Below are 16,919 nucleotides of genomic sequence, written 5' to 3' on the forward strand. Positions count from 1 at the left end.
TTCGGCAGTCATCCTCTCGAAGGCTTGCAAATGCCTTTTCGCAAAAATGCTCTGTTTGTAAGAAAAATACTAAGTGATTTATATCGTATTTATTATTAGCACGCATAATCGAATAAATACGCAATGATTGGTAAATTTTTAATTTGTAGAGAGCCAACTTTTTTTCTCTAGACCCACTGATTTCTTTTCTGCTAAGATAGTTAGGTTGACTTTTTGTACATATAGAAATTATTGGAAATAATAAATGAGGTTGATGAAAATGGGATCAAGAGAATCTCTAGCTAAACGAGTTGCATGGATTAGTGTAATTAGTAATATTGTATTAACATTGGGAAAATTAATAGTTGGCTGGATGGGGAATAGTGATGCTGTTTTTGCTGATGGTATTCACTCTGCTGCAGATGTCTTTGCTTCTATCATTGTTTTAGTAGTGATACGGATTGCCAATAAACCTGCTGATCAGGAACATCCATATGGACATGGAAAAGCTGAAATAATTGTATCCGGAATAGTCGGGATGATTCTACTCGGTGTTGCCATCTATTTGGTGTATGAAGCTATAATTGGTTTCTTCCATCCCATTACAACACCAAGTATGATTACAATGTGGGTTGCTGTTATTTCATACGTTTCAAAAGTACTATTGTATCGTTATAGTAAGAAAATCGCTAATGAACAAAGTAGTAAAGCCATTGAAGCAATTGCTTATGATCATAAGGCAGATATAGTTGCCTCGATTGCCGCTGCAATAGGAGTATTACTGTCTATACTTGGAGAAAATTTAACGATAAATGAACTGCTCTATGGCGATAAAGTAGCTACTATTATCGTTGCTTATTTAATTTTTAAAATTGCGAAGGAAATGGTAAGTGAAGCTTTCGATATATTACTGGAGCGAAATATCGATTTAGAGATCTTAACAGAATATCGTGAAATGATTGCTTCCTTCTCTGAAGTAAAAAGGATTGATCGTCTTCGTGCAAGAGAACATGGACATTATATATTAGTCGATTTACGCATTTCTATCGATTATGACAAGACGATTAAGGAAGGTCATGACTTATCTAGACAAATAAAAAAGAAACTTATGAAAAAACACGATAATATCAACGAAGTACTTATCCATTTAAATCCATATTTTAAGGAATAGTTTTTAGGGAGAAAAGATCTCTCTACCTTAACGGTTATTTTAAATGTGACAATATTAGTAATATATAGCTGCTTCCATTGAATATCGTTTCGATCAGCACTATAGTAAAGAAAAGATGACTAGAGACTTTTCTAAGGAGCTGAATAAAATGGCAAAAGTATTATATATTACGGCAAACCCATTTGATGAATCAAGATCATATGGAATGGCAGTTGGTAAAGCGTTTATTGATCAATATGAAGTGTCTAATCCGAATGATGAGGTTATTCATATTAATCTATACAATGAGTATATTCCTTCCATTGATGCAGACGTATTTCAAGGATGGGGAAAGCTACAATCTGGAAGTGGATTTGATCAGCTTTCTGATGAGGAAAAAACAAAAGTTAGTCGTTTGGCAGAGCTAAGTGAACAATTCGTTAAAGCAGATAAATATATATTTGTTACGCCACTATGGAATTTATTGTTTCCTCCAGTGATGAAAGCTTATTTAGATTCTGTTGCTGTTGCAGGTAAGACATTTGAATATACAGCCCAAGGACCAAAGGGACTCCTTACTGATAAGAAAGTTCTTCATATTCAAGCAAGTGGTGGCATTTATTCTCATGGACCAGCAGCGGATAAAGAAATGGCACACCGTTATTTAAAGACGCTAATGGCATTTTTCGGCATTAATGATTTCCAAGGTTTATTTGTGGAAGGTCATGATTTAGCACCAGAAAGAGCAGAAGAGATTAAAGCGAATGCAATTGCTCGTGCAAAAGATGCCGCAATTACTTTTTGATAGAAGGCTGTTTTTTAAAAGATTGTTGTTTTTTCAATAGGAGAAAAGAATTAGTTGGAAAAATGGAGCAGCCGGAATACACGTAGACGCCACGGGGATTAGCGAGACAGTCTGAGACCCCTACGGAAAGCGAGGTGTATTCCGTCTGTGGGTAATCGCAACAAACTATACGAAAAATGCCTAATAAAACAAAGTGTTTTTAATCGTAATTCAGAAGAAGTCATCGAAAAAAGTATTTGTGAGAACATACCTTTTTTCAATGACTTCTTCTTAGTCGTTCCAAACCTCCTTTAAAGTATAACGAAACAGCTGATCTAATTGTTCAGTTGGATCAATTAAATTTCTCTCTAAACCTTTTGCATACGTTTCTAATTGTTGCATCTCTCTTTCCAAATACTCATTAATAAGGTTGATTCGTGGTTCAAGAGTCAATTCTTCTCCAGATTTTTTTCTTTCTAATAGAATGTCAATCTTTGTGCGAAGTTCACCGTCTGGAATAAGTTTATGTACCAAAATATCAAATTCCATTGGAGGAATTGTTTGGAATGTTTGTACCCACTTGGCTGCTAGAATTGGTCGCAATACATAAAAATACTTTTTAATCTTAACGGTATCTCCTTGCAAATATTCTCTGAAATTTCCTTTAGCCATATTTAAATAATGATAAATGGTAGAAGTAGGAGAAAATATTTGTTTTTCCAGCTGCTTCATTTTTTCAATGGTTGAAAAGCGCTGATAATATATCATGTTGGATCGCAACCATTCTAATAAAGGAGGATTAGACTTACGAAAAAGCTTCAGTGTTTTAGTCAATTCCCAGCCGCTCATATCTAATAATGGATCAACAGGAATTGATATAGGATCATGGTTTGGAATTTCTATTACATCTCGCTTTTGATCAATGGATAAGTACCAGCTTGGATGATGGATATAAATAAACCGGACATCATAATCACTATCCTTTGACGGAAATCCCCATGCACGACTTCCAGATTCACAGGCATAAAGCACCTTTATGGCAAATTCTTTTTCTGCTTGTTCGATGACTTTTCTGATATGGTTTTCCAATGGCTTACACATCCTAGTTATTTTAGTCCATTTTACAAAAAAAGTTAACGATTTACCATCTTAATCTATAAAAATGATAGCGTTTTCTTGTACAATGATAAGAGGAACTTATTTTGACTTACTTCATAATGTAGAAGTGGTTGATTTCAAAGGAATTAATTAAAAGGAGGAAATATAGTGAAAAATATACCAATTGCCATTCAAATGTATACGTTAAGAGAGGAATGTGAACAGGAATTCCGTGGAACTCTCCAGAAGGTTGCAAGCCTTGGTTTTCAAGGAGTAGAGCTTGCAGGGTATGGCGGGATTTCTGTAGCCGCATTAAAGGAATTACTGGATGAACTAAATCTTCAAGTAGCGGCTAGTCATGTACCTTTAGCAGACTTAGAGAGCAATCTAACCCAAGTCATTCAAGACCAGTTAGTTTTAGGGAGTAAGTTTTTAGTATGTCCCTATCTTTTACCAGACAAAAGAACGGAGGCGGATTATGAGTCACTAATTGCTTTCTTAAATATGGCGGGAGCGGAGTGTCAAAAAGAAGGGATATCGCTGTGTTATCATAATCATGATTTTGAATTAGATAGATTGTATGATGGAAGAACAGCATTAGATACGATAATGGAAGAAACAGATTCTAAGCTGGTTTTTGCAGAGCTAGATGTATACTGGCTTTCAAAGCGAGAGTATGATCCTGCACAATGGATTGATACATATAAAAACAGAACAAAGCTTGTCCATTTAAAAGACATGACAACAGATGAAGAACGATTCTTTGCAGAAGTTGGTACTGGGAGTATCGATTTTCAAGCAATTCTTGAAAAGGGAGAGGAAGCGGATATACAGTGGTGGATTATTGAACAGGATGCCACAAGAAGAACACCATTTGAAAGCATTGAAATTAGCTTAAATAATTTAAGAAAAATATTAGGGGAACAAAAGTAGTGAAAAGCTATATTTGATGAGACATTTTTTTCAATAGGATAAAGAAAACTATAATCAGTGGGGATGGGAATCCCCACTGATTATCATTGGTTACTTAATTATTCTCTCAGCAATGGCATAGAACAGCAACGAAAGGATCCACCTGACTTGATGATTTCTGAAAAATCCACCTCAATCACGTCATAGCCTCTTTTTTGAAGCTCTTTATTGACTCCTTCGTTCACAGGTAAGCTAATAACCTTTTTATTACCGATGGATAATACGTTTGTACCTAATGTCTCTTGCTCTTTTGCATTTACATGGATTAAATCATAGCGATCTCGCAGCATTCTTTCTTTCTCTTTATGAAACTCGCCTGGGAATATTAATCCTTCTGTAGGGGAAAGTACGTTGAAAACACAATCCAAATGAAGATACGAGTCTGTAAATGGAACAGCGATGACATCATAAGAAGGAAGTAATGTTTGTAAATGCCGGATAGCAAATTTATTTGTGCGTTGGCTGAGGCCAATATAAATCGTTTTACCGTCAATGATAACATCTCCGCCTTCAATCATATTTCCTTTAATATCCGTATAAGTAATCTCCTGTTCCTTCAAATAGTCGATTAAAATTTTCTCTTCTCCACGTCTTACATCTCGGGCCATTTCTGCTACAAAGATTTGATTTCCTAAAGTAAAACCAATATCCCTTGTAAATACTTGTTCATGATATTTTTCCACAGGAGGAAGAAGGATTGTTTCAACCCCGTTTTCTTGCAGCTTTTCAATAAACATTTCATGTTGTTTTTCGGCCACTTTTCGATCGATATTTTTCTTTGCATGTTTTTTTTGAATATCGTTTATAGGAACTTTAATAGCCATATATTCGGGAGAAACTAAGACGACTGCTTTTAATGGATCATATTCATTCGAGCAATGTACTTTCATGACAAAATCCTTTCCATTGGAGTATTGAGAATAGTTTTTCCTTGTTTTTATTTTTTTATGAAGGGAACATGGGAAATCAATTTTATTTCATTTAACGCCCGAGCTCGAGCTGTGGAAAATTAAAAAAGTCTTTTAAGTTTAAAAGTCAAAGGGGAATGAGGAAAACACCCACTGATGGAAGTTTTCTTTATTGTGAATGAAAGCTGAAATTATTAGAAAAGCAGTAAAAAAGGAGCAATCGAGTAAACGAAACCTACTATTAAAAAGGCTGTTTTCGCAAAAGTTTGTTGCTCCAATTTTCCTACTAATTCTTTTTTCTATTGAAAAAGCAACAATCCTTTGGAAAACAGCCATTAAAAATAAGAGGTTGGCAGGAGAATTATGATAACAAAAAGCCAGTGAAATATTCTTCACTGGCTCAGTTTGTCGACAAAAAGATTTTTAGAAACTTAAATGGAATTTTCATGCGTTGCTTGGAGTGGAAGGGGTGAGACTCCTGTGGGATTAGCGAGACAGCTGAGACCCTGCAGGCCAAAGGCCGAAGCGGCTCAGCGCGAGCCCCACGGAAAGCGACCCCCTGAAGCGGAAAGCAACATCCCTATTCAAAGAGACTAATAAATATACTATAGACAAACCTCTATATCTAAAATTCAGGGATTTGTCTACGGTCTGAGCCAGTGAAATATTCTTCACTGGCTTTTAGTAAAAGTTAATATTAGCTTTCGTCAATATCTTTACGATTTTTCTTAAATACTTTAGAAAGAACTTCGTAAACAATTGGGACAATAACAAGTGTTAATAGAGTAGAACTGATTAAACCGCCAATAACCGTAATACCTAGGTCTTTAGAGATTAATCCGCTACCGCCAGAACCAACTGCTAATGGAACTAATGCTCCGATTGTTGCAATAGCTGTCATTAGAATTGGGCGAAGACGTGTTGATCCAGCTTCAAGAATGGCGTCGCGCATATTCATTCCATCGCGTTCCATATGGATGATTCGGTCTACTAATACAATTGCGTTCGTAACAACGATACCAATTAACATGAGTAATCCCATCATAACCGAAACGGATATCGTTTGACCTGAAAGATATAATCCGACAAAGGAACCAATCACAGCAAACGGTAAACTGAACAGGATCGAGAATGGAGCAACCCCTTCACGGAATGTTACAACAAGAATAAAGTATACTATAGCAACAGCAGCAATCATGGCAACACCTAATTGTGTAAATGTTTCATTCATATCTGCTGCTACACCAGCAACTCCCATTGTAACTCCTTTTGGTAAGTCAATTTTATCAATTTCCTTATCGACTTCGTTCGTTACTTTGGAAACATCATCACCGAGAATTTTTCCTGATACTGTTGCATAATACTCACCCTTACTACGAGAAAGAGTATTTAAAGTTGTTCCTTCTTCAACTTCTACTAGTTCAGAAAGTGGCATCGTATTTCCTAGAGCAGTTGGAATTTCCATATCTAGCATTTCGTCAATTGATTTAGGTTGTGCTGATTTTTCTTGTTGGACAATAACATCAAGTGCTTCGCCATCTTTTTCGATTGTTGTTAATACATCTTTAGTATTGTCTGGGCTTAGCATCATGAGAAGCTGTCCTGCAGTTAACCCATACTGCAATAATTCATCTTGATTAACTTTAAATGTATATTCTACATAAGCATCTTCAGCAGTTGTAGTAACATCTTCTAATCCATCATTTTCTTTTAAAATGTCTTCTACTTTTTTCACAGACTCATTAAGTTTATCTAAATCTTCACTGTAGAATGTATAGCTAACTTCATTTGTTGACATCCCCATGGATGTGAAGTCTTGTGTTTTCCATTCGCCAGATTGATCGATATTTGTAATATAGTCCTCAATTTCATCGCGGACTTCAGGGAAGTTTTTCATATCTTCATCAAAGATTAGGTACATAAGTGCACCGCCAGATCCCATACCCATCATCGCACTTTGTGCATCTGCTGTCTCATTGATAGATAATTGAACAATATCAATATCTTTGCGTTCAAGCATTTTTTCTTCTACTTCTGTAACGTTCTTTAATGTCTCATCCTTTAATTCACCAGTTTCTGGTGTATAGGTGATATACATTGTTTTTTCTTCTTCACTTCCTAAGAAGCTAAAGCCAATTAACGGAGTAAGAGCAACACTTCCGGCTAATAAAACAACAGCGATAAGGGAAGTGATGATTTTATGGTTAAGAGCTTTTTCAAGAATGCCTTTATACCAATTTGCCAATTTACCTGCATCTTTATGATTACTTTCTGTTTTCTCACCATATAATTTTTTCTTAAATAAGAAATGAGAAAGAGCAGGTACAATTGTAATCGCAACAAGTAGTGATGCTCCAAGTGAAAATGCCATTGTTAATGCGAAAGGACGGAATAGCTCTCCCACCATTCCCCCAACGAACATTAATGGAGCGAATACAGCAACTGTTACTAAAGTTGAAGAAAGGATTGGTTTAAACATTTCAATCGTCGCTTCTCTAATTAGCGCACGGCCGGTTAATTTTTCTTCTTTCAGGTGCAAGCGTCGGTAAATATTCTCAACAACAACAATAGAGTCATCGATAACCCGGCCAATCGCAACAGTGATAGCACCAAGTGTCATGATATTTAACGTAATATCCATCCAGTTTAATAGCATTAATGCCATGAAAATAGAAACTGGGATAGAAATAATGGAAATTATCGTTGATTTAAAATCACGTAAGAATAGTAAAATAATTAATACGGCAATTAAACAACCAAACACCGCTTTTTCAATCATCGTAAATACAGATTCTTCAATTGGAGCCCCTTGGTCTAGGGAAACATCAATTACTAATCCATCGATATTCTTTTGCTCATCTTTAATTAAATCTTTTACACTGTTAACAACATCAACAGTGTTTGCTTGTTGACCTTTGACAATTTGGATGGCAATAGCATCTTCACCATTTGTACGAGAAACAGATTCAACTTTCCCAACCACTTCGATTGTGGCAATATCACTAAGTTTAACAAATGGGGATGGATTTTGTTCAGAAGGAGTGACAGGGATAAGCATATCTTTAAGTTCTTTTTCTGTCATAAACTTACCATCAATTGCAACTGCCTGTTCGCCTTCTTCAAACTCATAAAGTCCTAAAGAAACAGCTAAATTACTTGCTTGGATCATATCTTTAACAGTGTCTTCTGTTAAATCTAATTGTTCCATTTTTTCCTTATCATATGTTAAATCTACTTCTTCGATATGTTGTCCGGTAATCGTTGCAGATGCAACACCATCAATCTTTTCAATCTTCGGAAGGATGATTTCTTCAACAGTTGATGTTAATTCAGTAATATCTTCTTCTGTACTGCTGACACTTAACGCTACAACTGGCATCATATTCATACTGATTGCTGTGATTGTAGGTTCCTGTGCGCCGTCAGGCAAGGTGATATTATCTAGAGCGGATTGTAAAGCACGTTTTGCTTCATCCATATCTGTACCATATTCATATTCTAATTGAACATTTGCCATGTTCGAATAAGAATTCGAATAAACAGCTTTCACATCTTCTAGATTTTCCACAAGTTTTTCTATCGGCATGGATACTTCTTCCATCACCTTTTCCGGTGTTGCTCCCGGATAAACATCCATTACCGTTAAGTATGGAATCGAAATGTTCGGTATGGTCTCCATATTCATTCTTGTACCAGAATAGATACCTGATACAGTAATAATAATGGTTAGTAACCAAACCGCTAGCTTGTTACCTAACACAAAATTTACTAAACCTTTCATATTACACCTTCCCTTTATTGACTAATCTTACTCATTTACCTATAATAAATGACTAAGTAGTCATATGTCAATCAATAGTGCATAGGAGTGTATGAACATGGCAAAAAAACAACTGATTATGGAAAAATCAATAGAATTATTTGCAAAACAGGGATTTGCGGCTACTTCCGTTCAACAAATCACGGATCATTGTGGCATTTCAAAAGGTGCCTTCTACTTATCCTTTAAGTCCAAGGATGAGCTGATTATGGCATTGGTTGATTATTTTATGGAACAGTTCATTGCAAAACTTGACTATGCAGTCAATCATGTGGATGATATCCTTTATCATTTTTATTATGAGATCTTTTATACCTTTAAAGAAAATTCCAGTTTTGCAACTCTATTCATTAAAGAGCAAGCGCTTTCGTTTAATGAAGAATTTATTAAGAAATTTACTTACTATGATCATTTGCTGGAAAAAACAATTGAGCACATGATTGAAAAAGTGTACGATTCATCAAAACAATCAATTAAATATGATTTAGTATTTAGTATTAAAGGATTTCTTAATGCTTATACTCATATTGTATTAAGTCATAATGAATGGATTGATTTTGATTTACATATGCTTGCAAAATCGCTGGTGGAGAAAACAGATATTCTTGCTACACATACAAAGTCACCATATTTCACTGAAAATATATATCAGTTGTTACATCAGTCTGTTACGCAAGAAAATATTGCAGGAGAGGAAATAATAAAGCTAGTAAAAGGGAAAATAGAAGAAGTTGATGATCGCTATGTGAAAGAATCTCTTCTTTTGCTTACAGAGCAGTTGGAAGAGGAAACACTAAATCCAGTTCTATTAAAAGGCTTAATTGAAAATATTCGGCATCATCGCGATTGTGTTTGGCTATCATATTTATTATTCCATTATTTTAAGATCGATACTGCTCAAGAAAGCTGATATAAAAGGTATATTTAAGGATGAGTTCTTCACAGAGACTCGTCTTTTTTTATGCAGTTTAAATCACAATTTTAAAAAAAGAATAATAATCACTTGAATAAGGTGTAAAAATACACTAAAATGATAATATAACATTATGATGATGTTTTTAAGGAAGAAAGTGGTATTTTTCTGTTGAAAGTGAAAAAAAACGCATAAAGGAGAAAAAATGAAAATATTACAAGCAATAGTTATTACGGGATGTATCGGGTTTATTGGGTTTATCTTAACGGTCCTCACATCCTTATTTACAGCAAGTACGTTTTATTTATGGCTTATACCGATAGTAACTTTATTTTTTATTATGACAGTAAATCTACCAATCTTTGAAGTATGGCAGAAAAGAACAGCAAAAAAAGCGAATCTATTTATCCTTATCATTAGTATAAGTATTGTGATTGGTCATATCCTTTTTGTGAAATATGATAGAAGTCTAGAGGTTGTCAGTAGTCAAGATGCAGATTTAACGGAATACATACCATATTCTGAAGGTACAAAAGTAGTTCAATTAAATGAAGAATCCACCTTAAAAATAGAAGGGAATCTTCCGAAGTTAGATGGCTCAACGGCTCTCTATCCAGTATATGCTGGGTTTGCTCAAGCCGTATATCCAGAAAAAGATTATTCTATAGAAGAAAGCGAAGTAGTATCTAGCCAAACAGGTGAGGCATTTGAGAGATTGTTAAATAAAGAGGCAGACATCATATTTATACCGAAGCCTTCAGAGCAACAATATAAATTGGCAGAAAGTCATGGTGTTCAATTAAAATTAACGCCAATTGGAAGAGAAGCGTTTATCTTTTTTGTTCATGCGAAGAATCCAATAGAGACACTTAGCGTGGAACAAATACAGGATATCTATTCTGGGAAAATAACAAACTGGAAGGAAGTCGGTGGAAACCGGAAAAAAATAAGAGCCTTTCAAAGGCCAGCAGAAAGTGGAAGTCAAACAGCATTGATAAGGGTAATGGGTGGAAAGCCATTAATGGATCCGCCCACAAAAGATGTTGTAAGTGCAATGGAAGGGATTATTAATGAAACTGCAGATTATCAGAATAAGAGTGATGCCATTGGTTTTTCTTTCCGTCATTTTTCAGAAGAGATGGTTCGTAATGGCAAAATAAAAAATATTTCGGTTGAAGGAATTCCACCTACAATAGAAACAATTAAAGATGGAAGCTATCCCTTCATTAATGAATTTTATGCAATTACGCTGGAGGATAATGATTCTCCCCAAGTTGATAGATTTTTAAAATGGATGTTGTCAGAGCAGGGGCAAAGGATAGTCTCGGAAACTGGATATGTGGCAGTTGAATAGATAATAAGCTTAAGATTTTCGTTTTTTGAATGATAGGTCACTGTCTGAATTTTTCACTGACCGAGTTATCTATTCAGACAGTGAAATAGCAATAGGAGAAGGATATTCCTTGCTCTTAAAGAGATAAATCAGCCAAATGGGAATGGATATCAGCCAAAAACAGTGATAAATCAGCCAACGGAGCATAGATATCAGCCAAAATAAAGATAAATCAGCCAACGTGGCAAAGATATCAGCCAAAATAAAGATAAATCAGCCAACGTGGCATAGATATCAGCCAAAATAAAGATAAATCAGCCAACGTGGCAAAGATATCAGCCAAAATAAAGATAAATCAGCCAACGTGGCAAAGATATCAGCCAAAATAAAGATAAATCAGCCAACCGAGCATAGATATCAGCCAAAACAAAAATAAATCAGCCAATGGGGCAAAGATATCAGCCAAAATAAAGATAAATCAGCCAACGTGGCAAAGATATCAGCCAAAATAAAGATAAATCAGCCAACGTGGCATAGATATCAGCCAAAATAAAGATAAATCAGCCAACCGAGCATAGATATCAGCCAAAACAAAGATAAATCAGCCAACGGAGCATAGATATCAGCCAAAATAAAGATAAATCAGCCAACGGAGCATAGATATCAGCCAAAATAAAGATAAATCAGCCAATGGGGCATAGATATCAGCCAAAATAAAGATAAATCAGCCAACGTGGCATAGATATCAGCCAAAACAAAGATAAATCAGCCAACTGAGCATAAATATCAGCCAAAACAAAGATAAATCAGCCAACCGGGCATAGATATCAGCCAAAACAAAGATAAATCAGCCAACCGGGCATAGATATCAGCCAAAACAAAAATAAATCAGCCAACCGAGCATAGATATCAGCCAAAACAAAGATAAATCAGCCAACGGAGCATAGATATCAGCCAAAATAAAGATAAATCAGCCAACGGAGCATAGATATCAGCCAAAATAAAGATAAATCAGCCAACGTGGCATAGATATCAGCCAAAATAAAGATAAATCAGCCAACGGAGCATAGATATCAGCCAAAACAAAGATAAATCAGCCAACGTGGCATGGATATCAGCCAAAACAAAGATAAATCAGCCAACGGAGCATAGATATCAGCCAAAATAAAGATAAATCAGCCAACGTGGCAAAGATATCAGCCAAAACAAAACGTATCCAATCCCCATGATGTCTTTCTAAAGTCGTAAACAAAAAACGATTAATTAGTTATTGTATCCCCTTCTATCTATTAGATTTAATCCCTATCTAAGTCTTCCTTTTTATGTATATTTTATAAGTCTGAATGCCTGTATGTTTCTAGCTGGAAATTCTGTTACCGTGAACAATTAAAAGGATCATTGACACTCTTAATCTACTATATTTATAATCGCACATAGAAAGAAAGCGTTTACTTTTGTTAGTGGCTTATTTTATAGGTAAATATTTTATTACGCAAGCAACCATTGTAGGAATATAAATTTTAAAATGAACAGGTTGCTTATATTTTTGAATAGGAGGAAAGGGAATGAACCAATGGTTAAGGAAATTGCTCATTATTCTAACTGTATTTGTTCTTGTGTTGACCACAAGAGGATTTGCGTTCGATCAACCGAGTGTAAAAGCAGAGAACGCAGATGGAAAAGACATACCTGAACACACATTAAGAATACACTATCAAAACAAGGATAATAACTATCAAGATCTAGGATTATGGCTGTGGGAAGATGTAGAATCTCCAACTGCTAATTGGCCACAAGGAGCTGTGGCTTTTGAAAAAGAACAACAAGATGAGTATGGTACATATATTGATATTCCATTGAAAGAAGATGCTAGGAAGGTTAGATTTCTAGTAGTAAACAGAACAAATGGAGAGAAAGAGGGCGGAGATAAGGCAGTTACCATAAGCAATCCGTCGTTGAATGAAATATGGATAAAGGAAGGAGCGGATACGGTCCATCTATTTGAGCCAGTAGCTTTACCTGAGAACACAATCAGAATTCATTATCAAAGAGAAGATCAAAACTATGAAAAGTTAGGGCTGTGGCTGTGGGAAGATGTAGAGTCTCCTTCTGCAAATTGGCCGCTTGATGCCGTAGCATTAGAAAAAAGTGATCGCTATGGTGCTTATGTCGATGTAAAAGTGAAAGAAGATGCAAAGAAGATTGGCTTTCTTATTGTAAACCGTGAAAATGGAGAAAAAATTGGCGGGGATAAAGGGTTCGCATTATTGGAGGAATACGATCATTTATGGATTAAGAATGAAGATGATCAAGTTTATATTTCACCATACTGGGAATCGCCAACTGATTTAGTATCTGGCGAATTATTGTCTGACACAACAATCCAATTAACTTTTTCCAGTACAAAAGGTCTTGCAGAAGAAGAGTTAGTAAAAGGATTAACTATTGTTGACAAAAATCAAGAAGCAATTGATTTTAATGAAGTGAAAATTGCCAATGAAACAACAGTGGAAATAAAAGGTGTTTTTGATGCGGAACAAGGACCTTTTACGATCTCTTATCAAGGAAGATCAGTAACAGTTAAATCTGGATGGAAAATGTTAGATGAAAATTATTTCTATGAGGGCGACGATTTAGGGGCTACTTATCATAATGGGGACGCAACGTTAAAATTATGGGCGCCAAAGGCAACAAAAGTTACTGCAATTTTTTATGATAAAAATGATGCTGCTAAGAAAATTGGTAGTTTAGATTTAGTACAAGGTGACAAAGGTGTTTGGAGTGTGGAAGCAGAGGCAAAAGAGCTGGGGGTCAACAATGTAAGAGGATATTACTACCAATATGAAGTAACAAATGACGGGAAAATATCAAAAGTTTTAGATCCTTATGCTAAATCAATGGCTGCTTTTACTGTGAACACAGAGGGAAAAGTTGGCAGCGATGGTGATACAGTTGGTAAGGCAGCAATTGTGGATCTAAGTCAAACAAATCCAGCGAACTTTAATGGTGCGAACATTGCTGGATATGAAAAACGTGAAGATGCCATTATATGGGAAGCTCATATTCGTGACTTTACTTCCGACCCGACAATTCAAACGGAATTAAATGGTCGCTGGGGAACTTATAAAGCATTTATGGATAAGCTGGACTATATTAAGTCATTAGGTGTTACACATATTCAGCTTTTACCAGTTAATGCTTGGTATTGGGGCGATGAAACAAAAATGGGAGAAAGAGAATTAGAGTATTCAGCAGCAGGAAATGAATATAATTGGGGCTATGATCCTCATAACTATTTCTCTCCAGATGGTGCTTATTCGGAGAATCCAAAAGATCCTGAGCTTCGTATTAAAGAATTAAAGGAACTTATTAATGCTATTCACGATGCTGGAATGGGAGTAGTATTAGATGTTGTATATACACATATGTCCAATGCAAGTCTTTTAAATGATATTGTTCCAGACTATTATTTTTTCCAAGATAGCAATGGTAAATTTGTCGGCGGGTTTGGAAATAACTTAGCAACAAATCATAAAATGGCTGAAAAATTAATGGTTGATTCAGTTAAATATTGGTTCCGTGAATTTAAAATTGATGGAATGAGATGGGATATGATGGGGGATGCAACATATGAAGCTGTCCAAAAGGCTTATGATGAAGCTGTAGCCATCAATCCAGATGCACTCTTTATTGGAGAAGGCTGGAGAACATTCTCTGGACATTTAGCAGATCCGTCTTTAGCAGGAAAAGGTGCGGATCAAGACTGGATGAATAAGACTGATGATGTTGGCGTATTCTCTGATGAAATAAGAAATGAACTGAAATCTGGATTTGGATCAGAAGGAGAGCCGCGCTTTATTACTGGTGGAGCTCGTGATATTCAAACGATATTTAATAATATAAAAGCACAACCATCTAATACACCGGCAGATGATCCAGGAGACATGGTGCAATATATTGAAGCACATGATAATTTGCCGTTATACGATATTATTGCAAAAGCATTGAAAAAAGATCCAGCAGTTCCGGAAAATGATTTGGAAATTCATAAACGTATTCGTCTTGGTAATTCGTTAATTCTCACTTCACAAGGAACAGCATTTTTACATGCTGGACAAGAATATGGCAGAACAAAGCAATGGTTAGGGGAAGGCGTTCCAGAGCAAAAATACGATGCCTTTACAGATGAGAATGGCAAGGTGTTTGGTTATTTTGTTCATGATTCATACGATTCATCTGATGCAATTAATATGTTTGATTGGTCAAAAGCAACCAATAAAGAAGAATACGCTGTTAATAATGAAACGATGGAGTTTACAAAGGGATTGATTGAATTAAGAAAATCATCCAATGCATTTCGATTAGGCGAAAAAAGCCTAGTGGATTCCAATGTAACCATGGTTGAAGCAAAAGAAATAGAGGAAGAGGACCTTGTGATCGCCTATAAAAATGAATCAACAGATAATACAGGCAGTTACTATGTATTTATGAATGGCGATACAAAATCAAGAGAGTTATCCTTAAGTGAAGATTTAACAGACTTTAAAGTAGTAGTTGATAACAATGAAGCTGGAAAGGACGCTGTTACAGAGAAAAGTGGTTTTACATTAGCAGCAGACAAAATCACACTTGATCCACTAACTACTGTTGTTATTAAAACAGAGAAAGAGGATACAGCAGGAGATCCAGATGTGGACACACCTAATCCAACTACACCTGAAAATCCAGATGATTCCATCGATCCAGATACTCCAGAACAAGAGACTCCGGCTGATACAGATGAAAAGCCTGATGGTTCTGATAAAGAAGTTGATGGTAGTACAGACGATAAGGTGGAAAATGGTGGCGAAAAATCCGAAAATTCATTGCCAAACACAGCTACAAATAATGGAACATATCTTTTAGCTGGTATCATTATTTTAATGGTTGGAGTTAGTCTTTTAGTTATTATTCGCAGGAAAAAACATGCTGGACAATAAGGTTAAAATTAAGCAGAAATTAGCTTTTGTAAAAAGCTGATTTCTGCTTTTTTGGTATTGATCGTCAGTTAGGTCTTTATTTGAATGAAGTTCATTATATGCAAAGAAAAAATGAAAAAAATTACTAAAAGCAGGATAAGAAAGAAATTTTGTGTACAACTTATTATTCTGAAGGAGGTGAAAGAATATGAAAAAAATAATGGCAATGGTTAGTTTATTTTTATGTTTAGTAACACTTCCAACGATGGTATTCGCTGATACATATACCGTTAAAAGCGGAGATTCCATGTGGAAAATAGCGGTGAAATATCAAATCGGCTTACGAGAAATTATTGCTGCAAACCCGCACATTTCAAACCCTAGTTTAATTTATCCTAATCAAAAATTAACGATTCCTAATATCGATTCTATTAAAACAGTAGAACGTGAAGTCATTAGACTTTGCAATGTGGAGCGGCAAAAAAATGGCCTTCCTGCATTGACAGAAAACTGGGAATTATCGCGCGTAGCAAGAGATAAATCAATGGATATGGCGCAAAAAAAATATTTTAGTCATACAAGTCCAACATACGGATCACCATTTGATATGATGAAAGCATATGGAATTAGTTATAAATCTGCTGGAGAAAATATTGCCCAAGGACAAACAAGTGCCCAAGCGGTTGTTCAGGCTTGGATGAACTCCAGTGGTCACCGCGCCAATATACTAAGCAAAAGCTTTACACAAATTGGCGTAGGTTATTACCAAAGCGGAAACTATTGGACACAAATGTTTATATCAAAATAAACTGCAAAAGGACTGCCACTTAAGTGTTATTAGTAGTAGTCCTTTTTTTAGTGATTATTTTCGTTCCAACCCACCTTTTAACAAAAGGGAATAGCGTTGAACTTGTAAAGATAACAAATATTTTAAGTCTACCATTTAATTTCTAATACTCTAGAAAAAATAAAATTGAATTCGTCTATCCAATAAGCTACACTTT

At 35.4% G+C, this 16,919-nt stretch carries 11 protein-coding genes; 8 read left to right on the top strand and 3 right to left on the bottom strand.

Annotation, left to right across the window (positions count from 1 at the left end):
* Window positions 1-259 precede the first annotated feature (259 nt).
* Both HHU08_RS07740 and HHU08_RS07745 read left to right on the top strand, forming a co-directional pair.
* Window positions 260-1,150: a cation diffusion facilitator family transporter gene (locus HHU08_RS07740; RefSeq protein WP_169188179.1), complete on the top strand. Its 891-nt coding sequence runs from the start codon at window positions 260-262 to the stop codon at window positions 1,148-1,150.
* A 148-nt stretch (window positions 1,151-1,298) separates the two neighbouring features.
* Entirely contained in the window at window positions 1,299-1,934 is a 636-nt protein-coding gene (locus tag HHU08_RS07745; RefSeq protein WP_048718744.1) for an FMN-dependent NADH-azoreductase, read from the top strand.
* Window positions 1,935-2,204: 270 nt separating this feature from the next.
* On the opposite strand, the gene HHU08_RS07750 is transcribed toward HHU08_RS07745, so the two are convergent.
* Window positions 2,205-3,002 carry a nucleotidyltransferase domain-containing protein gene (locus HHU08_RS07750; RefSeq protein ID WP_169188180.1) on the bottom strand — a complete coding sequence of 266 codons (798 nt, stop codon included), beginning with the start codon at window positions 3,000-3,002 and terminating at the stop codon, window positions 2,205-2,207.
* A gap of 177 nt (window positions 3,003-3,179) precedes the next feature.
* Between HHU08_RS07750 and HHU08_RS07755 the strand changes: the two genes are divergently transcribed.
* Window positions 3,180-3,944, top strand: a complete 765-nt coding sequence (locus HHU08_RS07755; RefSeq protein ID WP_169188181.1) for a sugar phosphate isomerase/epimerase family protein — start codon at window positions 3,180-3,182, stop codon at window positions 3,942-3,944.
* 98 nt (window positions 3,945-4,042) lie between these two features.
* Here the strand turns inward: HHU08_RS07755 and HHU08_RS07760 are convergent, their stop codons facing one another.
* On the bottom strand, window positions 4,043-4,873 hold the full coding sequence (locus HHU08_RS07760; protein ID WP_048718737.1) for a dimethylarginine dimethylaminohydrolase family protein: 831 nt from the start codon (window positions 4,871-4,873) through the stop codon (window positions 4,043-4,045).
* A gap of 196 nt (window positions 4,874-5,069) precedes the next feature.
* On the opposite strand from HHU08_RS07760, the gene HHU08_RS07765 reads away from it, so the two are divergent.
* Window positions 5,070-5,258 carry a hypothetical protein gene (locus HHU08_RS07765; protein WP_169188182.1) on the top strand — a complete coding sequence of 63 codons (189 nt, stop codon included), beginning with the start codon at window positions 5,070-5,072 and terminating at the stop codon, window positions 5,256-5,258.
* Window positions 5,259-5,588: 330 nt separating this feature from the next.
* Here the strand turns inward: HHU08_RS07765 and HHU08_RS07770 are convergent, their stop codons facing one another.
* Window positions 5,589-8,672, bottom strand: coding sequence for an efflux RND transporter permease subunit (locus HHU08_RS07770; protein WP_169188183.1), 3,084 nt, complete (start codon window positions 8,670-8,672; stop codon window positions 5,589-5,591).
* Between the two features lie 97 nt (window positions 8,673-8,769).
* On the opposite strand from HHU08_RS07770, the gene HHU08_RS07775 reads away from it, so the two are divergent.
* The 4 genes from HHU08_RS07775 (at window position 8,770) to safA (ending at window position 16,723) form a co-directional block, all read left to right on the top strand.
* Window positions 8,770-9,621, top strand: coding sequence for a TetR/AcrR family transcriptional regulator (locus HHU08_RS07775; RefSeq protein WP_048718732.1), 852 nt, complete (start codon window positions 8,770-8,772; stop codon window positions 9,619-9,621).
* A gap of 208 nt (window positions 9,622-9,829) precedes the next feature.
* Window positions 9,830-10,978 (top strand): PstS family phosphate ABC transporter substrate-binding protein, encoded by a 1,149-nt coding sequence (locus tag HHU08_RS07780; RefSeq protein WP_048718730.1) that lies wholly within the window; start codon window positions 9,830-9,832, stop codon window positions 10,976-10,978.
* A gap of 1,544 nt (window positions 10,979-12,522) precedes the next feature.
* On the top strand, window positions 12,523-15,936 hold the full coding sequence (locus tag HHU08_RS07785; RefSeq protein WP_169188184.1) for a pullulanase: 3,414 nt from the start codon (window positions 12,523-12,525) through the stop codon (window positions 15,934-15,936).
* A gap of 187 nt (window positions 15,937-16,123) precedes the next feature.
* A complete protein-coding gene (safA, locus tag HHU08_RS07790) occupies window positions 16,124-16,723 on the top strand; it encodes a SafA/ExsA family spore coat assembly protein (RefSeq protein ID WP_016204493.1) in 600 nt (199 codons plus the stop codon).
* The last annotated feature ends 196 nt before the right edge of the window (window positions 16,724-16,919 follow it).

This window comes from Niallia alba, from assembly GCF_012933555.1.
GTDB lineage: Bacteria > Bacillota > Bacilli > Bacillales > Cytobacillaceae > Niallia > Niallia alba.